Source organism: Pelobacter propionicus DSM 2379 (assembly GCF_000015045.1).
GTDB lineage: Bacteria > Desulfobacterota > Desulfuromonadia > Geobacterales > Pseudopelobacteraceae > Pseudopelobacter > Pseudopelobacter propionicus.
On sequence record NC_008607.1, the window covers coordinates 97,589 to 122,757 of the forward strand.

Consider the following 25,169-nt stretch of genomic DNA (forward strand, 5'->3'; position numbering starts at 1 on the left):
GGGATACCACTGCTTCCAGGGTGGTACACTTTTCGTTACCGCTTTTGGGACATTATTGCACTACCATTGACACCGGCCAAGTCAACCCTAAATATGGCAATGAACCTGGGGTATTATTCTATACGCATATTTCCGACCAATATGCTCCTTTCCACACGAAGGTCATCAATGTCGGAGTTCGCGATGCCACGCATGTCTTGGATGGACTATTGTATCATGAGTCCGATTTACAGATTGAGGAGCATTATACTGATACTGCGGGTTTCACCGATCATGTATTTGCATTGATGCATTTGCTTGGTTTCCGATTCGCTCCTCGTATTCGTGATCTTGCTGAAAAGAAATTGTACATCCCTGATGGCAAGATCAAATATGCAGCAATTGATTCGCTGATAGGTGGTGCTTTGAATATTCGGCAAATACAGAGTCATTGGGATGATATCTTGAGATCTGCCGCATCGATCAAAAATGGAGTGGTTACAGCTTCATTGCTTCTGAGAAAGATCGGAAGTTATCCAAGGCAGAATGGCTTAGCCGTTGCTCTCCGTGAGCTGGGGAAAATAGAAAGAACTTTGTTCACTTTGGATTGGTTACAGGATGTTGAATTGAGGCGTCGGGTCAATGCTGGATTAAATAAAGGGGAGGCCAAAAACGCATTGGCGCGTGCTGTGTTTTTCAATCGATTGGGAGAAATGCGTGATCGTAGTTTCGAGCATCAGCGTTATCGGGCAAGTGGTCTTAATCTGGTGGTCGCTGCAATCATTCTTTGGAATACGGTTTATCTTGAAAAAGCCATCCAGACTTTTAAGGAAAATGGCAAAGTAATCGACGACATCCTGCTCGGTAATTTGTCTCCTCTGGGATGGGAACACATCAACCTGACAGGTGACTACATATGGAAATCATCCAAAAAGACAGATAAAAGTAAATTTAGACCGTTGCGGCCATTTCAAAATCCTTAACGTGCTTTATAATCCGTTTTCTGTGGTGACCCCTTATGATGCAGACGTGTTTGACGACCCCTATTGGGACCGAAAACGCCAAATTTTCCATTCAAAGTTCTAGCTAAATGCAACAGCTTCAAGCCCTGGTCTTACTGACTCATGTCATATGATTGAGTAGGCTGGCTTGTCCATTGCTCTTCAATAAAAACCCTGCCGCACTGCCTCTTGCTAGGCAAAAAAACTTGACACTCATAATTTTGATGGTTAATATTGACTCACTTTTCTATCTCCTTTTTTCAAGGAACTCCATGTCGCTTTCTGCGCCACGGACAAACTGTTCAGGAAAGCCCTGAACAGAAGCACCCTCGGCAGAGGACGTTTTTCACTGTGACCCCGGGCCATTCTGCCCCCTCACAGGTCGATTCAGAACAGTCTCTTAGGGTATAAGCGACTTTAAACAGCAACACTATAGGTGCGCCTTTTCTCAAGAATGAATTGGTGCCCCCTTTTTATTGACCCGACCAGGCATTTGCCAGTTCGGGTTTTTGCGTTTCACTTCCGTGACAAGCCTTACAAGCGACGGACAAACCAAATCAAGATCCAAAATTATCATCTGCAACACCTCGCGGGAGATCAAAACACTCCCACAAGGGTGATTTGTCTCCCGTAGAGCACACACTCGAAAGGAGGCATGATGCAAAATCTTCAAAGAAAAGTACCTTCCAATGTGCTATCCTTCGTATCCAGCCACATCAAGGGATCGGAGGAAGTAATGGAACGGTACAAAGCAGTCTGTAGCATCATCAAGTCGGATGAAGTCGCAGTTAGACTTCTCGAAGGACTTATAGATGCCGCAACAAGGTACTTTGGCAAGGTCGTGGAGATGGAAAACAGGCTTCAGACCGCAAGATTTCGTTTGGAATCCGAAGAACTAAAGGCCCTGACCGAAGATCTCGATAGATCAAGGCGATTTGCACATGACGCCATGATCAGCGATCTGCATATCTTCAACCGATACCTTGTCAAAGAGTATGGTGAGGATTTGTCAGAAGCGGGATTCCAGGGCGGCATATTCCCAAATCCTGATGCAATTCGTGATCGTATCGCAATCGCTGACTGGGCTGGGGAATTGTTAAGCGGTATCTATGCTGCAAGAAAAAAATAGTCAATAAAACAGACTCAACCATCAGGGTGACACTTTCGAGTGATCGCCTATTTCATTAACCCCACACCGGGAGACAAATAACTCCCATCTGGGGTTTTTGCGTCTCCTGAGTGTACAAAACACGAAAAGGAGATGGATTATGGCCAGCTTGAACAAAGTTATGTTGATTGCAGCACTCGGAAAAGACCCGGAAGTACGTTACACCAGTTCAGGCACAGCAGTTGCTAGCCTGAGCGTTGCCACCACCGAAAAAACCAAGAATAGCAGCGGTGAGTGGGAAGATCGTACCGAGTGGCATCGAGTGGTTTTTTGGGCTCGCCAAGCTGAAATTGCCGGCGAGTATCTTTCCAAGGGAAAGTCGGTCTATATTGAGGGTCGTTTACAGACCAGGGAATACGAAAAGGACGGCATCAAGCGCTATACCACCGAAATTGTGGGCGAGAAACTGCAAATGCTCTCCCCCAAGGGCGATCGCAACAACAGCAACACTGATGGATCGACAAGCAATAATAGTGGTGGCAACAAAAGCGGTGCGTCAGACAAATTCGAGGATCAGGATATTCCATTCTGAGATACACCTTTGTATTACAAAGGAATGTACGGATATCTAAATAAAAGCGACAGTAACTGATTCCAAAATAAGTAACAAACCCTTCAGGGGAGACAAAATCCCCCTGTGGGATATCTGTCTCCTTTGAAGGGTAATTTACCCCCAAGGAGATAGATAGACATGACAAAATCACTCGCAAACGTAATCCCCTATCCCGCAGCCGCCCCCTCAACCCTGACTTCGTTGGCAGCTGATCTGACTGAAGTCAAGCAACAGGTCAACCTGATCCAGAAGATCATGAAAGAAGTCATGCAAGCAGGGGAACACTACGGCACAATCCCAGGTTGTGGAGACAAAAAAGTTCTCCTTAAACCGGGGGCAGAAAAGCTAATGCTCACGTTCAGGCTTTCCAATGACCTGGAGGTTTCGATCGATGAGATGCCAAACTTTCACCGCGAATATCGGGTGAAGGTAACCATCTACTCCCCCACAGGCCAGCGACTCGGTACTGGTGTGGGCTCCTGCAGCACAATGGAGGCCAAGTATCGTTATCGTTCTGAAGGGAAAAACACCGGACGAATGGTGCCGAGGGAATATTGGAATCTTCGTAGTTCCAATCCCCAGAAGGCACAGGAACTGTTGGGTGGAAAAGGCTTTACGGCAAAAAAAGTAATCGACAGTTATTATATTTTTCAGAACGGTGAACGTGTTGAAAACGAAAATATCGCCGATTGTTACAATACTTGCCTGAAGATGGCCAAGAAACGCGGTCTGGTCGATGCTATTCTGACATCTACCGCGGCATCAGACATTTTCACGCAGGATTTGGATGAGGATTATGAAAATGATTTGAATCCTAATCCAGCCCCGAACCCTGTTGAAGAACAAGGAGAAAACCAGCAACCTGCTTCTTCCAGACCTACCACCAGAACCCCGAACAACAGCACAGCAGAGGCTACACCAGCACCTGGTTCAAACGACTCAAGAGCAAATAATGCCTCGAGTGGTTCCCCCAGCTCTCGCGACGATATTCTCGGATACCTTTCCGGGAAGAAGATCAAGCACGAAGTCAAAGATGATGGGAAGATTTATGCTTTCCCCGAATTCTCTGACGCTAGCGCCCGAGCCTGGTTGAAAGACCAGAAGTTTAAGTGGGACTCGAAGCTGAAGGCCTGGATTGTCTAACTAAAACCGTCATCATCCCATCACCCTAAACCCCGGGGAGACAATCATTCTCCCATCATGGGGTTGATCTGTCTCCCCGACGCTTTTTCGCGAAAGGAGACAGCATCATGCCAACACCCATTTCAATCACAGGCAAACGAACTAGCGCCACAGTCTTTTGTACTAACCTGATTCTGCACGGAAATAGCGTTGTGTTTTTCACCGCTTTTGGGCCGACTCAGGAGATCCGGGCTTTTTCTCATCTTCTCACAGATGGTGGGTCGAGCTTGGATACTGGAGATCATGTGGTTGACAAAGTTGTTTGTTCCCCGAACTTGACACTGATTCCAAAATTAGATCATGGCTACACAGGACTGTATCTCGTTACTTCCCAAGTTGACAGATACATAATCGCCAACAGCATTGCTGAATGCTACAACATCTACGCCAGAACACTTGACCAGCAGCAGTTTGTTCATTGCGATTGGTACAAGAAGATATTTTCGTTAGCTACGGAAATAGAACCCACGATTGGTGCGAAGAAATGCTATCTCACCGTCGAAAACGTTTCTGAAGTAGTTCAGCAACATGTTGAATCAGGTGATTTCGTACTTCCCGCTTCTACTGCTGATCTTGAAGTAGAAATAACAGAAACAAAAAGCGGCGGTACACAGTGAGCCCTCTCGTAAATAAAAACAGATCACAACAAACTCGTTAAGTAACCCCCCGGGGCAGGCAAGACACTTTCCCCGGCAAAGGGAATACCGTGTCTGCCTACCCCTCCACAAGGAGTGCATCAGACATGGACTTAACAGCAGGAGTCAATTCACATTCACGCATCAAAGGAAACGAACTGGCAAAGGGATATTATCCGACTTTTCCCAGAGACGTAGAAATGATCAAATCCGTGGTCAAGATAGACTTCGGGTATGATCAACGAAGCGTTGAGGAAAGGCCAATTACCCTCTTTGACCCTTGCGCTGGAGAAGGATTGTTTCTTCACAGCATGGTTCGTTACGCAAAGAGGATAGCGGAAGGTTCCCAGATTAAAAACCCTCGTGTCTTATCGTATGCGGTCGAGCTTGATTTGGATCGCTGTACAAAGATTCGCGGAGTTGACCAGAAAATCAATGCTTCATTCTTTGAAACAACCACAAGTGGTTCGTTCGATCTCATCCTACTCAACCCCCCGTACAATAAAAATACGGGAGAGCTTGTATCCTGGATAGATAAGGCCGCACCCATGCTTTCGTACCGTGGTGCAATGGTACTGATCATTCCTGAATACGAGTTGAAAGGGAAACTGATCGACGTTCTGCGAGGCAATTTCTCCTGGAGGTACGCGTATCGTTCAGAAGAGCATGATGCCTTCAAGCAAGTCGTTGTATTTCTTAAAAAGAATGATCACAACGAAGCGATAAGCAATTATCGTTCAAAAACGACAATCTACGATAACTTGGACAACACACAGGAAGATCCAATACTGCGACATTGGCAAAAACCCACGGCTGTGACCATTAATATTCGGTCAAATAGTGGCGCTCACCCTCTGTTGCAGTGCAAGGATCTGTCTGAGTTCTACATGGATTGTGAGGAACGGCTAGAAAAAGCTACAAGCAGCGTTCTGGACAAGCGTTACCCGACCAGTTACGACAGCAGCATTCAGCCCGCCTCAACTCTCCGCACAGCCCACGCAGTCCAACTAGCTGCCATGAACAGCCAGATCGAGTCTGTAACCATCAACGGTACACACTATCTGGCCAAGTACATGATTGTCCAGAAACCAGAATCATATGATTCTTATGATGATGACTCTGGAATCAAAACCCAGACCACAGTTTACAAACCTACTGTGGAAACTTTCCTGATGGATATTACGGGTGGAATCAAAGCTGCCCGAGAATTTGGGTTTGACTATGTAGACCTAAACTCTCAATTATCCACGATATTATTGAAGAAGTTCAACAAGATGTATAAGCCTCTTCACGAGATCGGCCAAGATGAGGAATTTCTGGCAGAACAACTGAATGAGATCGGCCTGAAAGCTCCTCAACGAGAAGCAGTAAGGTCGGTCATGAAGGCATACGCTTCTGGTCGAAAGGGGATTGCAATTCGTGCCAACACGGGTACAGGCAAAACCTGGATGGCCAAGGCAGTCAAGTACATCTCCGGCGCCAAGAGAACTATCATGACGACGGAACCGCACCTAGTCCCACAGATGGTCAAAGAGTACGAAAACGAGGAGTTTGACGTCCACGTGATTGACTCATGGGAAAAGATGCGTGAGTTGACTCAAAACCGGCCCAAAGGCCTCTATCTCATCGCCTACACCCGTTTACGCATGCACCCTGAGTTCGTGACCATCACGAAAACAGCAAAGGTACGCACAAGCGAAGGCATCAAATATACGCAGGCCTGCATAGAATGTGGTTGGCCGGCAGAGAAACTCCGCAAAAGCGACAAAGAGCACTGCAGCATGTGTGGCTCGGCGCTTTTTACTTATATTCCCGAGAATAAGCGTCCATTCCTACGCTACAAAAAATGGATACGGGATATAGAGGAACGTGGATCATCTGTTGAAGTCAAGTCACATAACAAACAGTTGCCGTACATCAAGTTCCTCAAAAAGATTCCTTTTGACCTTGCAATCTTCGACGAAGCCCACAATGCGGCCAACCTTATGAGCAATCAGGGTACCGCGTTCATCCGGCTTGCAGCTTCTGCAAAACGGGTGCTCTGCTTGACCGCCACCGTTACCAATGGAATGGCCAAGTCACTCTACAATCTGTGCTGGGGCATCAATCCTGTACAGATGAGAACAGCAGGATGGGATATGAAGTCATCAACGGAGTTCCAAGCGAAGTTTGGGGCATTCAAGGAAGTCAGGAAAACGGACGAGAGAAACCGTCACCGTGATTCGGAACGAGTTGCCACGTATGACACCGCAGGCATCTCGCCAGCCACCCTGATTTACACTCTACCCAATTTTATCAACGTCGACTCTGAGGATTTCGACGATTTACCGCCAGTCGAAAGGGAGGTCATAAAATGTGCTCCTCATGATGAAGTCGAGGATTGCACGATAACTATCAATAAAATCATTGATAATGCTGAACTGCCCCCTGAAGACAGGATGGCGGTTGCGAGTGTCAGAACCCAGGCATTTTTGAGGGTTTCAGACACCTTTAGACACGCTAACGATGAACTTCGCTTGCGAGGTGAGCTGCTCGGTACGTTATATCGAAAGGATGTTTCCGAACTCCTTGAGAAAGAAGAGCGGCTAGTTGAAATCGTCCAAGGAGTAATGGATCGTGGTGAGCGTATGCTTGTTTATACAGGTAATACGCAAAAAATCGACATGCGTGCACCACTGAAGAGGATTCTTGTCTCGAAGTTCCCAGGCCTATCGCTTGAGGTTCTTCCAGATTCCATATCTCCCACCAACCTCGTGCAATGGTTTACCAAGGCCAAAGCACAGATCGTAATTGTTTCCTTTCACCGGGTCGCAACAGGACTCAATCTTTCCCAATTCAACAATCTGCTCTGGTACGACTATACCGATAACACCAGGTTAGCAGAGCAGGGGGAAGGAAGGATCCGGCGAGTAAATACAGCCGATATCCATAGAGCCCAGTTTGGTGAAGTTCGCCCTTGTCGCTATTGGTATCTCACTTCTTCGCCCATCCAGGAGGCTCAACTCGCATACACCCTGGAGAAGAGAATGATCGCCAAACTTGCGGAAGGAGAAACCCCTGACATCGATCCAGCAGAATGCACTAGCGGGAATCAAAGTTTCTCAGCCATGATCACCAAGGCACTCAAGGAAGGTTGCTTCGATTACCAGGACCCGAGCGCCCTGCTAAAGAAGATGACCAAAACCGAAAATGCCAAGGTCCGGCCAGGCAACTTCGTTTTACCCACGCTTCCCACCATCACGCCATTGACCAGTATTCCTGCTCCACCCACCACTCCGCAGGCAGCAAAAGAGGAAACCTTCCGAGTCATTTTTACGGAAGAGGGCCGGGAGAAGGAACAGGAGGTGCCAAAGCATATTTTTGAGGAGATGCAGGAAAAAGGTCTACTCGAAATAACTCTATTTGGCATTTTTTACCGAGAACCAACCAAGCGACGAAAAGCCGCATAAGAAAGGATAAATATGGTCACAGTTTACCAAAAAAAGCTCATTTTTTATGCGACAGCCAAACGAATAACTGTCGGAACAATCACCCAGATCGAAGATGGAAATTTCGTAACCTCATTCGTTGGCAAACTTCGAGGCAAGATAGTTTCGCGTCCCGAAGATGGTGCTTACAAATTCTCAACACAGACTGAAGCAAGGGAATGCGCCCATAGTTTCAGACAAAAGGCGCAAGTTGAGGCAAGAAATCTTGGTCTAATCTAATCACAAAAAACGAATTGTAACCTCCAGCAGGGAGCATCTTATCCCTGTATGGGGTGATTTGTCTTCTTGCTGGGCACTACTCAGACAAGGAGACAAACAACAATGAGTTCAAAATTCAATGATTTCCTCACGAAATCCCTGCAAACGCTTAACACCACAAGCTCTGCCCACCTTGGAGACCGTTCGCAGTATGTCGGCGGATCAGATGTGAGCCAGTGCCTTCGTAAAGCGGTTGATGCGAAAATGAACAACGTGACTCATGACAACAAGAGTCTACTGAGATTTCTTCGTGGGCATGCCGTTCAGGACATGTTTGCCGAAATATTTACGGCCGGCAACGCAACGTTCAAAGAAGAAGTCGAAATCACGCACCCAACCAAGCCCCACATAAAGGCGCACATAGACTTCGTGTTTTATTCCGCCAAGAGAATCTATGTTGTTGAAATGAAGTCAGTCAACGGCATTCCCGAGGAAACACGTTCATCCCATCTCGACCAACTTGGATTACAGATGGGGTTATTACGTCAAGTCACACCAGCTGAGGTCGTTATTGAAGGATGCGTTCTTTATGTGGATATAAACGCCGCAGAATGGGACGTACGTAATGGCCACAACGCTGATTCACCCGAAATGAAGGCCATTTATACGGAAAGCGAGCGACGAGCAGATAAAATCTGGCAAAGCGTTCAGAACAATGAACTGCCGGATCCTGAGCCAAGTTTTCTGTGTCCATGGTGCCATTGTTATGATGCATGTCCCGCACATCAGCTACCGGAAGTAGTTATTCCACCTGATGTTCTTGATACCGCAAAAAAGTATCTCGCACTTGTTGCCCAATCGAAGAGAATAAAGGGCAAGACAGATGCTCTTAAACTCGAAATTCTGGGCTACACCGGCAAGCGCTTCAAAGGTATGTCCGATGGTATTGGCATAACTGTAACGACTTCAAACGATTCAGAAATGATCGATACCGAGAAATTACAGTGCCTGTATCCTGATGTTTACTTGGCCTGCCTCAAACCGCGTGCTGGTTCAACCAAGCTGCAAGTTAGAACAATCACAAAGAAAGCAGCAAAAGCCACCAAACAAGATTCGTGATCCTTACGAACCTCCACTCACCAGGGGATGAACAACGCACTCCCTGATGGGGTTCTCTGTCTACAGAGGACGGGGTGCGTAAAGGAGAAATGAATATGAATCGTTCAATAGAAGCAAGCATGAACAGAGTAATTGCTCAGGATCTGCAGCATTTCCTCAGGATTGTCGAAGCCAAGAAGGAAAACAGAAGACAGCTGTTCCGTACGGTCATCTACTCGATCGTAATGGCTTTCATCTTCGCTGTTGTTTGCGTTTCAGCATTCACCAGCGAGCAGCCCGAAATGGAGGTAGAAATTCCCCCCATTCAATTGGCTGTCGAGGAGGTGCCGATATGAAGAGGAGCACTCTGTCCCTGAGCTTGCATGCAGCAAATAGGATGCTCCAACGAGAAGTTCCTGTTGAAGCACTCAGTCTGTTGCCGATGGTCACCGGTCTGCTGAATACAACTCCCTTACGGATCGTATTCAAACAGGCTCAAGTGACGCTGGTTGCAAAGATGGCAGATGATGGGCGTCCACGCATCATCTCTGCCTGGCGGAACTAAACCAATCTCGGAGATAAGTATGAGAATCCCTGATGATATCAAAAAGGAAATCCTCGACAGAGCCGGCCAGAATATTGTCCAGCTCATAGGCGAAGTCATTCCTTTAACCAAAGCAGGTACCACGTATAAGGCCTGCTGCCCTTTTCACAACGAAAAAACTCCTTCCTTCACAGTCAACCCCTCCCGTGGCACATGGCATTGTTTCGGCCAGTGCAATGATGGAGGCGATGTTGCAAAGTTCTTCATGCTTCGGGACGGAATCAAGTTCCCTGATGCTTTGGCGCTTTTGGCTCGCCGTGTGGGTATAACCATCCCTCAGGGCGAAACCAAGGAAGAAAAGGAGCGCAAAGCCATGCTTCATGCCCTGGCAAAAGCGCAATACTTTTTCCAACAAGGACTATCAGAAAATCGAAATGGTGGCCGGGCATATGCAGATTCCCGTCTCACACCGTATGAAGTTGAAAGACATGGAATCGGATATGCTCCAAAAGGAGGAAGAGCCCTGGTCGATTATCTCGATAAATCAGGAGTTCCTTTTTGGGCTGCCGAAAAAGCCGGCCTGATACGAAGAGAGGAAAACGGACCCTACAAAGATTGTTTCTGGGGGCGAGTCATGTTCCCTATCCGTGATGATCGAGGGCGAGTGATTGCTTTCGCAGGTCGGAGAACAGATAAAATCAAAACCCTGAAGTATGTCAATTCTCCAGAGTCTCCCCTTTACAAGAAGGAAGCTACGCTCTACGGAATTGACACAGCAATTCAGGCCATCCAGGAAACTGGTGAGGTCTACGTAGTTGAAGGTTATTTTGATGCAATAGCAATGATATCGGCTGGAATCCTGAACACAGTAGCCACTTGCGGTACTGCGTTCACAAAGGAACATGCCGCGGTTCTTCGGCGCTACTGCACACGAGTTAATTTCATGTTTGACGGAGATGCAGCTGGCAAAAAAGCCTTGCAAAAAGCAACGCTGCTGGCACTCAAGGAGGAGTTTACTGTAACTGCCTACCTTCTTACCGAGGATCAAGATCCGGACAGTTTTTTCAAATCTGGTGAATCTTTCAACGAAATCAGGTCGATGACTGGGCTTGATTATCTGAAAGAGTCAGGTGCCGAAATGTCACCCATTCACAAGAAGCTCCATCGACTCGAACGATTGGAGCGAGGTCTCTTTTACATGGCGGAAAAGATCCCGGAAGTTAGAGGGATGATCGCCAAAAGTGGAAACCTTGAAGAACTGTTCAGCCCTGATCTGTTGCCGGCAATTCATGATGTAATTAACACACCGCCCCCCCCATTTTCGCCCAGGGTACAACGAATGATTGAAACGCTTGTGCGCGTCAAGGCATCATTGGAACTGGGAAACACCGCAGAGCCAACTGTTCGGTCTGCAATGTTGCTGGATGTTGGGGAGGCTCTTTCACTAATTGGATAACACAGGAGGTTATCAATGAACTACATTGGCGCTTTTGCGATCATTTTGATCGGCACAGTGCTCACAGCTCTGAAGGATGATGGAAATGCCTACTGGAAGTGACGCTAACGTAGCATTGGCTCTTTTCATCGCTTGGCTTTTCTGCGAAAAATGGAATTAACATCAACTTCAACATTAAAAGAACAGATTACTAAAACCACAAAGGAAAGCATATATGCTTTTATACGCATCTATGTTTATGGTTTTTCTAGTAGTAGTTGTTGTGAGCATTGTTGTACATGAACTCATCGAGGACTAAGCAGCATTGCTACAAACAACTAACTAAATAAGTTAAAACACTAAACCCGTAGGGGAGACATGAAACTCCCTAACGGGATTCCTGTCTCCCCCTCACCAAAAGGAGACAGATCGTGAAAAAAACCACCACAGCTGCTAATGCCGCAGCAACAATCACCAAACTCACAGTTGAAGAAGTATTCGGTATTCCGTCAAAAATGCCTGTCACTGGATTTGTGGCAGGACACCCGCTTGCACCCAACAAGGCCAAATACGTGTGGGACAAGTCTTTGGTTAAGGATCTTATGGAGTGGATGTCAGAGTCAAGCCCTGACCCCCTCTGGATTACTGGACCAACTGGTTGCGGAAAAACCGAAATGGCAATCCAACTTGGCGCCGGCCTGAATGCTCCGACGATAATCGTCACTGGCCGGAAAGACGCTGAACCTGGAGAAGTTCTCGGGAGAATATGGCTCGAAAACGGCTCGACCGTATTCAAGCCTGGTTTGCTGATCGAGGCTTACGAAAAGGGATGGATGATCATTTTCGATGAAATTGATGGATTCAATCCCGAGGTCGGCGTTTGTTTGCACCGCCTCCTGGAGAAAAAGCCTATTACACTCGATAACGGGTATATAGCACATCCCCACGAACATACCCTCATGATCGCAACGGCGAACACACGAGGAGACGGGGAGGGGGGTGACATTTATGCTTCTACCCAGATTTTCAACCTTGCCACGCTCAATCGCTTTGAGAAGTGGGAGATGAGTTATCCTGCACCCGAAGTAGAGGAGGAAATCCTGAAGTCGCACATTGCCATGGATGATATGGCAATTTCGGCAATGGTCAAAGTTGCCGGCGATATACGCATGGCATACGAACAAGGCCATTGCCCAGGCCCAATTTCCATCAGGGACCTTATTCGCTGGGGCAAGAAACTGATGCTCAGCGGGGCACGTTCGGATATTTCTCCCATTTACCATTCCTTTGACAAGGCTTTTGGCAATGGAGTGAACCGGCACGTTCGGAGCGCACTCCATATATTCGTGCAGACACATTTCAATGTACCAGCCCCCACAAAATAGGGAGAGAACATGGCAAACCCTGACTACTTTGTCCTACTGGAAAAACAGACCAGTGGACCAACCGGTGGGAAGTTCTGGATTGTTGAAGTCTATGGCTCGAAAGTCATTCTCTCCTGGGGCCCAATTGGCAAAATGGGTCAGAAAAGAGAAAAAAACTTTTCCAATCCGACGGCTGCAACCATTTACGCTACGGCAAGGGAAAACGAAAAGCTTTCCAACGGATATTCCGTGCAAAGCCGTAATCGTCCTCAACCGAGCACAACAAAGGTTGCGGCCAAACCTTCCACGAAACCCAAACCAGTACCAGTAAAAATCAAAGTCTCCAAAACAGCACTTACCTGGGACTTCTAAACACCCACCAACAACCCGCACCCTCATGGGGAGACTTTTCCCCGATGGGGAATAGTCTCCTTTTTTGGGTAGCCAACACAAGGAGAACAACGTGCAAACACTCAACAACATCATCGTAGTCGTACTCAACACTTCGCTCTGGTCTGGACGCAAGAAACTGCGCGCCGAGGACCTGGCAGCCAATGGGATTGAGGTGGACAAGCTCCCCCCGGGAACACTGGCTTCGTTGGGCACGAAGCGGATCATTGCTCCGGAAGCATTGAATCCGTTCATAGCCCTCAAGAAGGAGGCTGAACGAATCTGCTTGGCCAAAGGTATCCGTTTTTTGGGAGGTTATGCTATCCCCAAAGAAGGTATTGACAGCCTGGCTGAAGACCTCAAGGACATAAAGAGGAGGTTTATAGAAGCGAAAGACACTCTACTGTCCAACTATGACAAAGAAATCAATAAATGGATTTCAGAAAATCCCCCTGAATGGGCGGCTGTCATCAGAGCAGCTGTTGAACCGGCAAGCACCATCGACGCGGCCATGCACTTCAATTTCGCTCCCATCGCTGTAGGTTCACCCGAAGGCATGGAAGACAAAAACGAAGGCCTGGACGAAGAAGCGAACGGTATGCTCGCACAGCTGTACCACGAAATACGGTTGCACGCTAAAACAGCATATGAGGCATCTCTTGTTGGCAAAAAAGAGGTTACTCGCAAGGCGCTTCGGCCTGCCGCAGCCATCAGGGACAAACTTCAGGGCCTAGCTTTCCTGGATCCTGAGATTGCCGTTACAATACAGGCAATCAACGAGGTTCTGGAAATACTGGTCAAGGTGAGCCCCATTACCGGGTCTAACCTGGACATGTTGGCTGGACTGCTTGGCAGACGACTTGCCAACATTGGACGGCCCTACACAGAAGACGAAACCGAAGAAGCTGTTGAGGAGATACAAGACGGCAATATTGAAGAATTCATTGCCGAAATCATCCCGCAGCAGCAGACGGCACCCGCTCCACTAACATACGACTTCTAAGGAGGAAGGCATGATCAGAGACAAGGAACTTGTCGGACTCTGCCAGGTAATCGCTCGCGATTCCGGCATGGAAGTCACCATTGGAGGAAACTCCTCTTACATTTCAAATGACGGCAATCGGCTGAACATCGCAGCCATGCCAATAACCCCAGAAGGTCGAATGGTCGCTGTTGGGCTTGGCTTCCACGAAGTGGGACACAAGCTCTACACTGACATTTGCGGCGGGCCTGGTTCAGGTTTGCTGGGCGACCTCACCAACATCATCGAAGACGTTCGGGAAGAGCGGGATTTTGTTAAAGACCGCCCGGGCGCTTCGTATGACCTCAGAGCTGTCACTGACTGGTATCAGGCACGAGGAAACTACACACCGACGGATATGCAGACAGCATTCCGATGCCTTGTTCTATGCACCGGATATTCGGCTGTGCTTGGATTCTCCTCGGTGCTTCCTGACCTTGCCAAAGCCGAGGAAATCATCTCCAAAGAAATGGGAGGTGGCTTCCTGTCGTTGGCTAAGTTGATCCTGCAGCATTTTCCTTCACTTCCCTACGGAAAAGAAGGGACTGCCGAATCCAAGGAGATGGCGATAGCCCTTTGTAAGCTCCTTGAAGATGAGGCAAAGAAGAAGGAGCAGGAACAACAAGATCCGACCAGCCAAGACAACCAGCAGGATGATTCGCAAGGATCACCAGAGGACAAACAAAACAAGGAGGATGACAATCCCGAGAAACAAAACCAGGACGAGGAGCAAAGCGGTTCAAACGATAAATCCTCCGAGTCCAACAACAACAATGGAGACCAGGATGAGAACAACCCATCTGGTGATCAATCCTCAGACAACAGAGATAACCCGTCACAGGATAACCACACAGATCAGGGCGGCCAGGACGAAGACAGCGAGCAAAACGGTTCTGGCAAAAACCCCTCTAAGTCCGACACAGACGATGAGGAAGGTGATGGAAACGATGCCGGCAACGACAATGGTTCCAGCTCCTCCCCTTCCGATGACTCCACAACACCCAACAATAACAGTATCGCCTCTGGCAACTCTATTGGCGGTCAAAAGGAGGATTCAAAAACACAACTCTCCGCGAGAGAAATCATGCAGATCCTGGAAGGCGAAAGTGACTTTGGGGATGTCCAGAAAATAGCCCTGAAGGAACTTGAGCGTATGTCACAAGAAGTGTCTGATGACGTACGGTCAAGCATTCCGCAACTTCCGAGGTCGAAACGCTTCGATTCTGATACCAACTTGATAGATGAAAACGTGGCTATCTCAGCAACGTCGAGAATGCGAGCCAAACTCATGGGGATGTTGCAATCTGTCAAACAGCAACCGGAACGCTTTGGCACTTCTGGGCGCAAACTGGCTGTCAACCGTCTTGTCAACATGGCAACCGGTGATCCCCGCATCTTCAAGAAACGAACAGAAACCGTAAGCATCAACACCGCTGTAGTTATCATGGTGGATAATTCAGGATCCATGACTACAAATCGACGCATTGAAATTGCTCGGGACTCGTCTTTTGCGCTTCACCATACCTTGAAAGGGATTGGTGGGGTTAGTGTCCTGTCTGCTGCTTTTGATGCATCATCATTGGACCCACGCAACCCGGATTCATTTCCGATCAAGATTCTATGTGGGTGGAACGAGAAACCCTTTCCAATGCAGTTTTCAATTCGCCCTGGTGACATCACACCAACGCCTTGGGCATTATGGTTCGCCCGGGCACATCTTCTACAACGTCCTGAGCCACGGAAGATATGTCTCATTATCACCGATGGCGAACCTTTTGGCTGGGACAATATTGAATCCGACACAGTGGCAGCCACAAAGCGACTAGAAAAGGACCGCATTGAGATTGCTGCCATCGGAATTCAACTTGATGATGTGGCGAAATACTGGAAAAACAATCGAGTGGTGAACAATGTCGACGATTTACCCCAGGCAATGTTCGGGGTAATGAACGACCTGCTCACGCGCAAACCCAACACCTAAATCCCTAAAGGGGGCAGACAACCCCCATGGGGAGCTGCCCCCTTTATACAAAGGAGAGGCAGCATGAAAATATCACCTGATAAAAGCTGCATTATTTGCGGTTTTTTTGTTGAAAACCCAACCATGTCTGGGAACGCTGGTTATTGTTTGTACTATGATGACAAGCATAAATCCGGTGAATCCCTGAAAATCCCTGAAGGCACAGAAAAGGATCTTGCCAAAGACTGCGAACACTACTTCCGGCGAGTCCCCACACTGACCCAAGGTGATTTCATCCAGTGGCGCCTCAATACCGAGATGGTTGCTGGACAGAGACACATCAAAAAACTGCTGAACATGATCGCAATCTTGGGCTTTTTGTTGAGTCTCGTGGGTTTCGGTCTACAGCTGTATCAGCAAAAAACACCAATTCAAGCTCAAAACAGCCATGCAACAGAGAGGGGAAAGATATGATTGTGCCGGCGGCTCAACATTATTTTGAAACTCTCCAAGTATTTAAAGATGCGCAACTTGGCGACGTTTTCGACATTGACAACGGATTGGGAGGAAGTCACACGGTAGTTTTCCGCGGCAAAACGGATGATGGGAGATTTATCTTCCAAGGGAAGATTGGCCTGAATATAATTTCAGGTTTGACCAGTCTGAGGTGATGAACTCCGTGTTTGTTCTGCTTCCGCAGGATTTGTTTTTTCGAGATTTGAACATGAAAATGATCAATATTCGGGAAAAACAGTATGCCGTCGACGCGGTTTACGGGATCGTCTGGGTCGAAGACAGCGAGGGCTATTTCAAAATCAAGCGGAAACTCTGGTCTATCGCTTCGAAAGCAGAATCCGAAGAGGCGAGAAAAATGACAGGGATTTCCAGAAAAAGAAAATAACTTAACCCTCCGGGGGCATTCGCTCCCTACAGGGATGACTGCCCCCGGAAACAAGGAGACAGTCATGCCAACCTATATTCTCAATATTCACGATGACAAAGAATGCCAAGCACCAGGTGCCGATAAAGCGATCGTCAGATTGACTTACGCTTTGCGGAATACCATTTCTCAAATGGCGGGGATGGTAAGAGCTCTCTGCATTTTCAGCGCAGCTGATCTCAACGAAACCCCGCAATTCATGATCGAGGACATGGACGCCTTTCCTCTGGCAGATGGAACGCAACCACTGTTGCCATACTCCGGAAAGATGAAGGACACGAGACTGGTTGTTACGGCTCTTGACTTTTTCTGGGAAGGTAGTTATGCAAATGGCTATCGATGGAAAACAGATTGCTTTGCTTTGTCCAACCTGAACATCGTAGAGAAACACCCCTACTACAAATACACAGTTTACAACGCTCTTGAACTCGCAAGAATCTTTAAATACGGAGATTATGCGAAAATCAATGATCCTCTCCCCGACGTTCCAGAAGCAATCGCGCTGATTGGTAACGCACTCAAGAATGACAATATCGGCCAGACGACCGGACGTGTCGCGCTTGAATTGCTACGCAATGCAAATGGCGAGGATGTTGTTTTCTGTCCATAATTTGAATCTCACTCATCAGGGAGGCGAACACTTCCCTGTGGGAGGTGTTTCTGCCTTCTGATGAAGAACGGAGAACACCATGAGCCAACAAAGCCTTTTCATTACCACACCCCTCCCTGTTTCCACAATACAACCACCTTCACTCATAAGCCTGTCGTATCGAGTTGCGGCTGAAAAGGTAGCGATGTGGGAAATCCAACACCGTTTCAAGACAGAAGTGTTTGTATCATCAAGGCCCAAAGAAGATAAATGGCACTTGACCTCAAACGAGTTTTGGTACTGGGATCGCATTATCGAGTCAGGGAAGTCATACATGGTAGGAGATATTCCTACCCAGGAATACCTTCGCAAATTTTCATCTCCTCTCTCGAAGTGGCAAAAACTTGCTTATGTCTGGGCAATCGAAAACCCAGATTCAATCCTCGACGTAGAAACCAGCAGACATGAATGGCAGGTATATACCAGGGGAGAATATGTAGAGTTCTCATTGCCTCATCAAGACAAAGGCGGAGAGAGAAACTATGTTACCAGGAACGGCAAGACCAAAGTACTGGTAAACGAAGACTAGGAGAAAGAAATCATGAAACATCCATACCATGACTACACACTTGCAGATGCGCTTGCTTTGGCAACAACTTTAAAGAAAGACAGGCTCATCAAAGATATGAAACCAACTGAGGCCAGAACAATGACCCCATTCACCGTTGAAAACATCGAAGAGGCAATCGCGATTATGAAATTAGAATTGCGATTATCTTCATTCAATTGGATCACCGGTCGCGTCGCCCTAGAACTCCTATTAGCGACTAACGGTGAAAGCGTAACGTTTATTCCATAATCAAACAACAAAGCAAAGGAGCCTGATCGTGATAAAGAACAAGCGCCTCATTATTCCAATTTATTACATCAATGACAATGCTTTTGAGAAAGCAGATTACGCTGTCATAGAACTTGATGAGTGCCTCAGAAGCAGAATCAAGTCATTGGCAACATCACGTGACCATTTGGTCCATGAGATCACAGGGCACAACTATGCTTGCACCTTCATGAATGCCGACTGGCATGCCAAGCCGATCAACGGCAAGGTGGCTTTGAAGCAGTTCGGTGGACAAATGCATGGCGTCACCCTGAATGTCACTGCAGATGGCTTTTTCTGGTCAGGTATCGGTTGCAACGCTACCCGCTGGGAAACCTTCCAGATACGGGTAGATGTGCTTGATAAGCCCGATGCTTTCGACAAACGAGAGTCACATCCCCTACATGAGATGCCTGCCGGAACACTAATCAGGCGCTTCAACGACAAAGACCTGGCTACAATCATCAAGAGAGCCGTTACCGAAAACAATCATCTTGATGACGCCCAGGCATACACTCATTTCCTTGAGGACCTTGCTGAAGTGATAACCAATTACTTCGGAGGAACGGTCATGCAGGTCAGATACGACCAATGGTTCAAGCAGTGGACGGTCGTCACCCAGGATGATGAAAACCTGGAATTTGACGGTATTTACGAGAATCTGGGCCTCAGTATCTCGGCACACAGAGAAGGAGTAGTGCAATGAGGGGAAAAGACCTCAGTAACCTTGACTGGAAACCCGCAACCGGCCTAATGATCTCGCTGCCTACAATGCCACGGACCACAAAGGCCGCGGCTACAGCCTGGTAAGGAACAATCACCGGCCCGAAATGATGTTCGTTGTCTCGGACGGACTCTCTGTTCCCCCTGGCTGGTATACCGACAAGGACGGCACCATCAAAAGAGTCTCGTAACCACATCCACCATCAAAATCCACCTTTGGGGGCACACATCATTCCCCCAGGGGAGGTGTCTGCCCCCTCTTCCACAAGGAGCAGACACACATGCCAAATCTTTCACTGTTCGATTGCAACGAACAATCCACAAACACACCGGCCACAAAACGCATTGTGCTCAAGTCAATTGAAGCTCGGTATCGCAAGGAAGCCGTCCGTGAAGACGCTCCCGAATGGGTAACAACTCGGTTTACGTCCCCCAAGCAAGTTTTTGAACTGTTCAAGGATCTCATCTACGAGACGAAAGAGCATTTCATTACCTTGCACCTGGATGGCAAAAACCGAATTATGTGCATGGATCGAGTGAGCATTGGCTCTCTCAACCAAAGCATTGTTCACCCAAGGGAAGTATTCAAGACTGCCTTGCTTTCAAACGCCGCCGCCATCATCTGCGTACATCAACATCCTTCCGGCGACCCCAACCCCAGCTCCGAAGACCTCTCGATCACCAAACGCTTGAAAGAAGCAGGTGAAATTATGGGGATTCGAGTTCTGGATCACATCGTCGTCGGCCACGAAGATTACATCAGCTTCGTCGAAAAAGGCTTGATGTAACAACCCATTCGGGGCAGGTCAAAACCACTCCCCGAAAGGGACAGTCCTGCCCTTTTCTCTCGAAAGGAGTAACACAATGGCGATCAATCACGCACAAGGCACATTCGAGCCCCAAATCCCCTTCAACCTCTTCACCAAGAACGACCTGGATCTGTTGAAAGCACTTAGCGTATCCATGGACAATTACGGTGACGATGGTCTTGCGTATCTCTACAACGAGGACTACTGCACCACCGGTTATATTGACATCGATGGCGTACAAAAAGAGGTAACAGAGGACAATCTTTACAAAATGCTGCAGGAAGTTATCAAGCGCAGCAACGGAGATTTGAAATACATTACTCACGAGCAGGCGTACACATGCGACAGCATGAGAAGAGGTGAATTCGGAGGATCTGCGGTAATCATTACCTCGGACGACATTCAGTATGACGGAACCAGCTCCTGGCTGGAACGCCGGGTTACCGAGGTTGAGACCGGAGATTTCGGACCGGATACCGACGATATGCCTTCTGCACCTCCCGCAACACAGGAAGAAGTCAACGAAGCCCTTCGTGACCTTATCACTGCTTCTAACCTGGTAATCCAGCGCTGGGAGTCCGGTAATCTCGCTGAGGCAGTAAACAACCTGATGTTTGCAGCAGGGATGGCAGAAACCACTCTGGAAAGCATGAAAATCCTCGAACCCAAACCTATCAACCTTGCTGTTGTCCTTGATGGCGGCATTGTTCAGTCAATCGTTACCGACGTTCCGGAAGCGTTCAAGAATGTCAGTGCGGTGGTAGTTGACTATGACGTTGACTGCCCTGATCCGGATGATTGCCTACTCGGTATTGTCCTTGATCAGGACTCAGAACTTGCTGCAGCCCATATGCAGAACATCATCATCGAGCCGGCAGCAATCGACCTGGGACAGGTTGCCGACTTTGTTTCAGGAAAAGCTTACGGCCACAAACAGCAGAGCATCGCGGTATGTGGGGGCTATCCTTGCACGGATTGCATGGATTTGCTTCTCGATGAAGAATCAAGTTGCGCCAACGAGGATAAATGCCTCGCTTGGCTGAAATACCAAGATGACACAAAATCCGCCTGCGTGAACGATGCAGGCCCCAACTGCTGCTCGCCTGAATACAAGTCCACCTGGGACCATGACCAGCATGGTGAACACATCAACTTCCCCCAGGAAGACTGGATTTTTGCGGTGGACCACAAAAAAACCACCCTTACATATCAGGAGTGGGTTACGCGCAACATCGAATCCCAGTTACACGAAACAAATCTTGATGGTGTCGATGCCATTGAGATAGCTGGGTGTACTGAAAATGACGGCATCGTTGAGGTCATAGATGAAAAAGATGCCACATTCTTTTCCGCCTACACCCATCGCCCCAACGAGGGAGTCGAGTGCACCGGCGACTTCAACACAAAGGCCCAGGCGGTTCAATTTGCCAAGGCCCTGGCCGCCCGCACCGGTATTCCTGTCTACGGGAACCTGTGCAGCATAGAGGAGGCGTAACGATGTACTGTCCAGCCGCATTTGTGAAATATCCTTGTCCTGTTCCAGTTGACAATCCAAGAGGATGCAAATACCTGGTTTTAGGGAAGTGCATCGCAAAACCTAATCAAAAAGACTACACACTTAAACGACGATAAGGAGAAACATCGTGAAAACAATTTTTTTCCCCGCGGTACTTGGGAGAATGAAGCACCTCCCACGTTGGGCATTGATGCCTAATATCCGCACAGAAAACGTCCATGAACATTCGATGGACGTTGCTTTGATTGCTGACCTTCTCTGCGCGATCAGAAACGAATTGTTTGAAGGAAGTGTTAACGCCGGCGAGGTGGTACGTGCAGCTCTGTACCACGACGCAAGCGAGATTTTCACTGGAGATGTTGCAACACCAGTGAAATACGCCAACCCCGAGATCAAAAAGTGCCTGAAAGCCGCGGAAACGGAAGCATGTACCAAGTTGATAGACATGCTCCCTGATTCAATTCAGGCCGCCTACCGCGACAGTTTTTTCCCCTCCCAGGACATCAAGGAATTGGTCAAAGCTGCTGATAAGTTGTCCGGCCTGACCAAGTGTATTCTTGAACGAAAACTCGGTAACAGTGAGTTTGGTGATGCGGAAGAATCTCACCATTCCTGGCTACGAGAGAACTGTGGCCACATGCATGAAGTCGGATATTTTGTCGATCATTGCATACCAGCTTACGAAAGTTCGCTGGACAAGGTTTTGCGGCGCTAAGATTTCCGACCACCTTATCAAATCTACTTGCCACACCCCACTGTGAGGGTGTGCATCACATGGAGATGCTTATGAAAAGACTATCGTTGATGGTTATCGCTCTGGGTCTTCTTTCCGGATGCTCCCACTCACAATGGGTGGCTGCAAAGACCAATACCCAGGTGGCAGGTTTTGTGAATCCTCTGGGATTTGCAATTAATATGGTTGCTTCGGCCGGCGAGATCGTATCAAGGCCCTCAACACCATCTGCCATACAGGAGGACAACCCCCAAGAATAACGTCCGCCACGGACAGCCTGCCGCATCGGGAGACCAATTTGACACTCCCATGCGGGGGAGTGTCTGCGGAGGAGCTATGAATCAGTTATCCCTTGATTTTTCTTCTGACCGCCTCACTACCAACACACCTTCCAACAACCCCATAATCAATGCCTGGCGAGGCTTTCTTGCCCTGCCGGTTATCACTCTTGCTTCTGCATGGGTGGCTTTTACTGGAGACGGAAAAAGCCCGTGCAAGACCATCTGCAGGTTGCGTGGTCGTTGTCTCATTCGGAAAAAATGCATCGCTTATGAAGCCTATGATGTAGGTCTCTCGTGGCGATTCGGTGACATTGAGTACGGTGAAGCATCACCGGTTGGGATAGCGAGAGAAGGTGGAACCTACGGGGGGGCAGACTAAATGAGCCTCGTGGGGGATCTTTATGAAGTCTTTAAGGCCCGGGACAGCAGTTGGCGAATAAAGTTCAATGCTGAACTGGGATCCCTTGTTTGCCGCGGCGGTGCCTTTCTGTCCTTCGCAGATAAAGATGAAGCGGAAAGAATCGCTGCTATCGTTGCGAGAGATGTAAAGAAGAATAAGTCGCATTATTCTCCTCCAGCACCAGCAACGACAAAAGAAGAAGTATTACCGCTTTTTGGGTAACAACCGAAACTCACAAGGAGGGGGAAAGAAAACTGGTCTCCCTCCTTGTGACTACCCACTGAACACCAAGAGGACTACTTGGAGCTGTTATCACAGTGATAACGGTTGCAAGTAGTCCTCTTGGGACTATTTGAGCTCTTCTGGCAGGGTAACCCGCTCAGCCAGGATAGGGCGGCCCTTTGTGGCCGCCTTTTTTTTGTGAGTATGCTTTACGCTGGCTATTCTTCACTGCTTCCTTTTAGCAGGAGCAGCCTGCTTTGAAAGTTCCTCTTTGAATTCTAAGAGGAGTGCAGCAGCACGCCATTGATTTGGCTCACTCATACTCTCCAAAATATCAATCACCTTTAATTTTATATCTTCTCGAAAAGGAGTGGTGTTAGATGAATCAAGCATCATCTTCCCATTCCCAGTCAATACCCAGTTTACATCTATTCCCATCTTAGACAACGCCTCAAGAACTTTGCCACCTGGGATATTTTTACCAGCCTCGTATCCTTGCCAAGAGGGAAGACTTGAGTCTGCGGCCTTTGCAATCGCAGTCTGAGACATTCCAAGGATATTGCGCACTTCTTTTAAACGTGTCCCTATATGTTCTATAATTTTGTCTATGTTTTCCATACTTATATCAGTTGGGTCATAAGTTGGTCGTGGGTAGTAGACCTTTCACGTAAACAGGCAATGGATCTTTGGCATTCATCAAGATACCCTCGCTCCAGTTCAATATAGTTTGCGTGAGCAATGCCAAATGCAAAAGGAGAGTGTGTGGCGACAACTACTTGCAGGTTTTTGAAGTAGTCTGCATCATAGAACAGGCTCCATAAACGAGCCTGCAATGGGATACTTAGGCAACTTTCAGGCTCATCCAACAAAATAGTCTGAGGACCACCAAGAGGGATGTTCGCTGCCAAGTATTCCTCAGCCTTTTCCAGGCGCACGTTCCAAGCATCATTGATGAAAGCACTTTTTTCCATCCGCCATTCGATTCGAGACGGCATTTGCATCTCGCCCTTGACTGCTTTAATGCAATCACTGATTCGCCGAAGAGATAATTCCCCTGTTGAGCCCCTTGATAAAGCCGACAGGACCCCCGCTTTAAAGAAATCATTGTCGAACGCCCCTCCAGTGATCCCGATCGTCTCGCGTGGGTCACAAAAAAGAATCGGCTGCCCATCATGAACTACGCTCCAGGGAAACATGATCGCTTCCCCGGGAAAGCTGAACAACTCCCTCAACCAGTTTTCCGTGACAGCAGAGACCCCGCCCTGCATTGCCGCCAGTGACAATGCACAGGCCCGCAGTACAGTTGATTTCCCGGTTCCGTTAGGACCAACCAGGATGTTCAACCCCGGCTTGAACCTGAACGTTTTACCGCGAACAGATTTGATATCCACGATGAAGGAATACGGCCCGGGTGACTCCTTACCTCGGCGCCCGAAGGGCCCGAGGTAATCCGATTTCTTTTGGGGAAACGCGACTGATTCGATCATTGCTCACCACCAGCTATTTTTCGGTCTTTTCAAACTTTTCCTGAACTCCCAGGGAGGCTGAGGCTTGCCTTGCCTCCACAAGCCAAGCCGGGCTTTTCTGGCCCGCTCCTCTGCATCGATGAACTCAGATGCATGCGGCCGATCAAGATATTGCCGATATGCCCAGGCGTTTCCTGTGGCCACCATTTCGCGGTTGATATTTCGCCGCCCCAACCAGACGATCGAGACCGTTCGACCGTACTGATCAACATCCATCAGATCCAGCCGCACGTGCTGTCCATTCACCAGAGAGTACAAGGCACGAAAGGACTCCTCGCCATATGGCTGGCCAGGCTTGCTCACCGTGCCCGTCCTTTTGTTTCCCTTCTGCGTCTCTGGGGCATCGATGCCGTACATCCTGACTTTTATCTTTGTTCCCATACGATCCGCAACCTGAAGCGTATCACCATCAGATACCTTGGTAACAACGCCTTCAACAGTCCGAAGCGGACCGCCGGCCCAGGCAGAAGTTGAAACAGCGAGAAACAACATGCTCAAAAGACCCAAAAACCTCATCTAATTCCCTCCACGTTTCAT

General features: G+C 48.2%; 28 protein-coding genes and 1 pseudogene. 26 read left to right on the forward strand and 3 right to left on the reverse strand.

The genetic code is table 11. From position 1 onward, the window contains the following. Positions 1–71: 71 nt before the first annotated feature. From PPRO_RS18480 to PPRO_RS20475, 26 genes and pseudogenes are all read left to right on the forward strand, one after another. Positions 72–962: pseudogene (locus PPRO_RS18480) on the forward strand (Tn3 family transposase); the annotation flags it as partial. A 673-nt stretch (positions 963–1,635) separates the two neighbouring features. Further along, positions 1,636–2,109: a DUF3232 domain-containing protein gene (locus tag PPRO_RS18485; protein WP_011733829.1), complete on the forward strand. Its 474-nt coding sequence runs from the start codon at positions 1,636–1,638 to the stop codon at positions 2,107–2,109. A 139-nt stretch (positions 2,110–2,248) separates the two neighbouring features. After that, the gene (locus PPRO_RS18490) at positions 2,249–2,680 is read left to right on the forward strand and encodes a single-stranded DNA-binding protein (RefSeq protein ID WP_011733830.1); all 432 of its coding nucleotides are present in this window, start codon (positions 2,249–2,251) and stop codon (positions 2,678–2,680) included. 159 nt (positions 2,681–2,839) lie between these two features. Next, positions 2,840–3,844: a hypothetical protein gene (locus PPRO_RS18495; protein WP_011733831.1), complete on the forward strand. Its 1,005-nt coding sequence runs from the start codon at positions 2,840–2,842 to the stop codon at positions 3,842–3,844. A gap of 107 nt (positions 3,845–3,951) precedes the next feature. Further along, positions 3,952–4,500, forward strand: coding sequence for a hypothetical protein (locus PPRO_RS18500; RefSeq protein ID WP_011733832.1), 549 nt, complete (start codon positions 3,952–3,954; stop codon positions 4,498–4,500). Positions 4,501–4,625: 125 nt separating this feature from the next. Then, positions 4,626–7,967, forward strand: coding sequence for a DUF6094 domain-containing protein (locus tag PPRO_RS18505; RefSeq protein ID WP_011733833.1), 3,342 nt, complete (start codon positions 4,626–4,628; stop codon positions 7,965–7,967). Positions 7,968–8,327: 360 nt separating this feature from the next. Next, positions 8,328–9,323, forward strand: coding sequence for a PD-(D/E)XK nuclease family protein (locus PPRO_RS18515; protein WP_011733835.1), 996 nt, complete (start codon positions 8,328–8,330; stop codon positions 9,321–9,323). A gap of 95 nt (positions 9,324–9,418) precedes the next feature. Beyond that, entirely contained in the window at positions 9,419–9,658 is a 240-nt protein-coding gene (locus PPRO_RS19875; protein WP_049759853.1) for a hypothetical protein, read from the forward strand. Positions 9,659–9,886: 228 nt separating this feature from the next. Beyond that, positions 9,887–11,302 (forward strand): DNA primase, encoded by a 1,416-nt coding sequence (gene dnaG, locus PPRO_RS20460; RefSeq protein WP_011733838.1) that lies wholly within the window; start codon positions 9,887–9,889, stop codon positions 11,300–11,302. 410 nt (positions 11,303–11,712) lie between these two features. Further along, positions 11,713–12,666 carry an AAA family ATPase gene (locus PPRO_RS18530; protein ID WP_011733839.1) on the forward strand — a complete coding sequence of 318 codons (954 nt, stop codon included), beginning with the start codon at positions 11,713–11,715 and terminating at the stop codon, positions 12,664–12,666. A gap of 9 nt (positions 12,667–12,675) precedes the next feature. Beyond that, positions 12,676–13,017 (forward strand): WGR domain-containing protein, encoded by a 342-nt coding sequence (locus tag PPRO_RS18535; protein ID WP_011733840.1) that lies wholly within the window; start codon positions 12,676–12,678, stop codon positions 13,015–13,017. A gap of 91 nt (positions 13,018–13,108) precedes the next feature. Beyond that, positions 13,109–14,038 (forward strand): DUF3150 domain-containing protein, encoded by a 930-nt coding sequence (locus PPRO_RS18540; protein ID WP_011733841.1) that lies wholly within the window; start codon positions 13,109–13,111, stop codon positions 14,036–14,038. Positions 14,039–14,048: 10 nt separating this feature from the next. Further along, positions 14,049–16,037: a VWA domain-containing protein gene (locus PPRO_RS18545; RefSeq protein ID WP_011733842.1), complete on the forward strand. Its 1,989-nt coding sequence runs from the start codon at positions 14,049–14,051 to the stop codon at positions 16,035–16,037. Positions 16,038–16,100: 63 nt separating this feature from the next. Then, a complete protein-coding gene (locus tag PPRO_RS18550) occupies positions 16,101–16,490 on the forward strand; it encodes a hypothetical protein (protein ID WP_011733843.1) in 390 nt (129 codons plus the stop codon). Further along, the gene (locus tag PPRO_RS18555) at positions 16,487–16,687 is read left to right on the forward strand and encodes a hypothetical protein (protein WP_041533007.1); all 201 of its coding nucleotides are present in this window, start codon (positions 16,487–16,489) and stop codon (positions 16,685–16,687) included. Before PPRO_RS18550 ends, PPRO_RS18555 begins: the two co-directional genes overlap by 4 nt. An 8-nt stretch (positions 16,688–16,695) precedes the next feature. Next, a complete protein-coding gene (locus tag PPRO_RS18560; protein ID WP_157040141.1) occupies positions 16,696–16,917 on the forward strand; it encodes a hypothetical protein in 222 nt (73 codons plus the stop codon). 64 nt (positions 16,918–16,981) lie between these two features. Beyond that, positions 16,982–17,566, forward strand: a complete 585-nt coding sequence (locus PPRO_RS18565; protein WP_041533009.1) for a hypothetical protein — start codon at positions 16,982–16,984, stop codon at positions 17,564–17,566. 79 nt (positions 17,567–17,645) lie between these two features. After that, entirely contained in the window at positions 17,646–18,134 is a 489-nt protein-coding gene (locus PPRO_RS18570) for a hypothetical protein (RefSeq protein WP_011733845.1), read from the forward strand. A 12-nt stretch (positions 18,135–18,146) separates the two neighbouring features. After that, positions 18,147–18,404 (forward strand): hypothetical protein, encoded by a 258-nt coding sequence (locus PPRO_RS18575; RefSeq protein WP_041533010.1) that lies wholly within the window; start codon positions 18,147–18,149, stop codon positions 18,402–18,404. 28 nt (positions 18,405–18,432) lie between these two features. After that, positions 18,433–19,128 carry a hypothetical protein gene (locus tag PPRO_RS21330; protein ID WP_011733846.1) on the forward strand — a complete coding sequence of 232 codons (696 nt, stop codon included), beginning with the start codon at positions 18,433–18,435 and terminating at the stop codon, positions 19,126–19,128. A 298-nt stretch (positions 19,129–19,426) separates the two neighbouring features. Beyond that, on the forward strand, positions 19,427–19,933 hold the full coding sequence (gene radC, locus PPRO_RS18585) for a RadC family protein (RefSeq protein ID WP_011733847.1): 507 nt from the start codon (positions 19,427–19,429) through the stop codon (positions 19,931–19,933). A gap of 76 nt (positions 19,934–20,009) precedes the next feature. Next, positions 20,010–21,449: a hypothetical protein gene (locus PPRO_RS19890; RefSeq protein ID WP_011733848.1), complete on the forward strand. Its 1,440-nt coding sequence runs from the start codon at positions 20,010–20,012 to the stop codon at positions 21,447–21,449. Positions 21,450–21,597: 148 nt separating this feature from the next. Continuing rightward, positions 21,598–22,185 carry a 5'-deoxynucleotidase gene (gene yfbR / locus PPRO_RS18595; RefSeq protein ID WP_011733849.1) on the forward strand — a complete coding sequence of 196 codons (588 nt, stop codon included), beginning with the start codon at positions 21,598–21,600 and terminating at the stop codon, positions 22,183–22,185. A gap of 71 nt (positions 22,186–22,256) precedes the next feature. Continuing rightward, the gene (locus tag PPRO_RS21085; protein WP_198138375.1) at positions 22,257–22,463 is read left to right on the forward strand and encodes a hypothetical protein; all 207 of its coding nucleotides are present in this window, start codon (positions 22,257–22,259) and stop codon (positions 22,461–22,463) included. A 76-nt stretch (positions 22,464–22,539) separates the two neighbouring features. Further along, positions 22,540–22,863, forward strand: a complete 324-nt coding sequence (locus PPRO_RS20470; protein ID WP_157040143.1) for a hypothetical protein — start codon at positions 22,540–22,542, stop codon at positions 22,861–22,863. Next, positions 22,864–23,106, forward strand: a complete 243-nt coding sequence (locus PPRO_RS20475) for a hypothetical protein (protein WP_011733851.1) — start codon at positions 22,864–22,866, stop codon at positions 23,104–23,106. 225 nt (positions 23,107–23,331) lie between these two features. Here PPRO_RS20475 and PPRO_RS19895 read toward each other — a convergent pair whose 3' ends face one another. From PPRO_RS19895 to PPRO_RS18615, 3 genes are read right to left on the reverse strand one after another with little or no spacing between them, the layout of a single operon-like run. Next, positions 23,332–23,724 carry a helix-turn-helix domain-containing protein gene (locus PPRO_RS19895; RefSeq protein ID WP_011733852.1) on the reverse strand — a complete coding sequence of 131 codons (393 nt, stop codon included), beginning with the start codon at positions 23,722–23,724 and terminating at the stop codon, positions 23,332–23,334. Between the two features lie 2 nt (positions 23,725–23,726). Continuing rightward, positions 23,727–24,593, reverse strand: coding sequence for an AAA family ATPase (locus PPRO_RS18610; RefSeq protein ID WP_011733853.1), 867 nt, complete (start codon positions 24,591–24,593; stop codon positions 23,727–23,729). A gap of 3 nt (positions 24,594–24,596) precedes the next feature. After that, on the reverse strand, positions 24,597–25,148 hold the full coding sequence (locus tag PPRO_RS18615; RefSeq protein ID WP_011733854.1) for a thermonuclease family protein: 552 nt from the start codon (positions 25,146–25,148) through the stop codon (positions 24,597–24,599). Positions 25,149–25,169: the final 21 nt, after the last annotated feature.

Bases quoted from the DNA above. Each gene is read 5' to 3' on its own strand.
- PPRO_RS18485 (WP_011733829.1), top strand. From the start codon at position 1,636: ATGATGCAAAATCTTCAAAGAAAAGTACCTTCCAATGTGCTATCCTTC.
- PPRO_RS18490 (WP_011733830.1), top strand. From the start codon at position 2,249: ATGGCCAGCTTGAACAAAGTTATGTTGATTGCAGCACTCGGAAAAGAC.
- PPRO_RS18495 (WP_011733831.1), top strand. From the start codon at position 2,840: ATGACAAAATCACTCGCAAACGTAATCCCCTATCCCGCAGCCGCCCCC.
- PPRO_RS18500 (WP_011733832.1), top strand. From the start codon at position 3,952: ATGCCAACACCCATTTCAATCACAGGCAAACGAACTAGCGCCACAGTC.
- PPRO_RS18505 (WP_011733833.1), top strand. From the start codon at position 4,626: ATGGACTTAACAGCAGGAGTCAATTCACATTCACGCATCAAAGGAAAC.
- PPRO_RS18515 (WP_011733835.1), top strand. From the start codon at position 8,328: ATGAGTTCAAAATTCAATGATTTCCTCACGAAATCCCTGCAAACGCTT.
- PPRO_RS19875 (WP_049759853.1), top strand. From the start codon at position 9,419: ATGAATCGTTCAATAGAAGCAAGCATGAACAGAGTAATTGCTCAGGAT.
- dnaG (WP_011733838.1), top strand. From the start codon at position 9,887: ATGAGAATCCCTGATGATATCAAAAAGGAAATCCTCGACAGAGCCGGC.
- PPRO_RS18535 (WP_011733840.1), top strand. From the start codon at position 12,676: ATGGCAAACCCTGACTACTTTGTCCTACTGGAAAAACAGACCAGTGGA.
- PPRO_RS18545 (WP_011733842.1), top strand. From the start codon at position 14,049: ATGATCAGAGACAAGGAACTTGTCGGACTCTGCCAGGTAATCGCTCGC.
- PPRO_RS18550 (WP_011733843.1), top strand. From the start codon at position 16,101: ATGAAAATATCACCTGATAAAAGCTGCATTATTTGCGGTTTTTTTGTT.
- PPRO_RS18555 (WP_041533007.1), top strand. From the start codon at position 16,487: ATGATTGTGCCGGCGGCTCAACATTATTTTGAAACTCTCCAAGTATTT.
- PPRO_RS18565 (WP_041533009.1), top strand. From the start codon at position 16,982: ATGCCAACCTATATTCTCAATATTCACGATGACAAAGAATGCCAAGCA.
- PPRO_RS18570 (WP_011733845.1), top strand. From the start codon at position 17,646: ATGAGCCAACAAAGCCTTTTCATTACCACACCCCTCCCTGTTTCCACA.
- PPRO_RS18575 (WP_041533010.1), top strand. From the start codon at position 18,147: ATGAAACATCCATACCATGACTACACACTTGCAGATGCGCTTGCTTTG.
- radC (WP_011733847.1), top strand. From the start codon at position 19,427: ATGCCAAATCTTTCACTGTTCGATTGCAACGAACAATCCACAAACACA.
- PPRO_RS19890 (WP_011733848.1), top strand. From the start codon at position 20,010: ATGGCGATCAATCACGCACAAGGCACATTCGAGCCCCAAATCCCCTTC.
- PPRO_RS21085 (WP_198138375.1), top strand. From the start codon at position 22,257: ATGAAAAGACTATCGTTGATGGTTATCGCTCTGGGTCTTCTTTCCGGA.
- PPRO_RS20470 (WP_157040143.1), top strand. From the start codon at position 22,540: ATGAATCAGTTATCCCTTGATTTTTCTTCTGACCGCCTCACTACCAAC.
- PPRO_RS20475 (WP_011733851.1), top strand. From the start codon at position 22,864: ATGAGCCTCGTGGGGGATCTTTATGAAGTCTTTAAGGCCCGGGACAGC.
- PPRO_RS19895 (WP_011733852.1), bottom strand. From the start codon at position 23,724: ATGGAAAACATAGACAAAATTATAGAACATATAGGGACACGTTTAAAA.
- PPRO_RS18610 (WP_011733853.1), bottom strand. From the start codon at position 24,593: ATGATCGAATCAGTCGCGTTTCCCCAAAAGAAATCGGATTACCTCGGG.
- PPRO_RS18615 (WP_011733854.1), bottom strand. From the start codon at position 25,148: ATGAGGTTTTTGGGTCTTTTGAGCATGTTGTTTCTCGCTGTTTCAACT.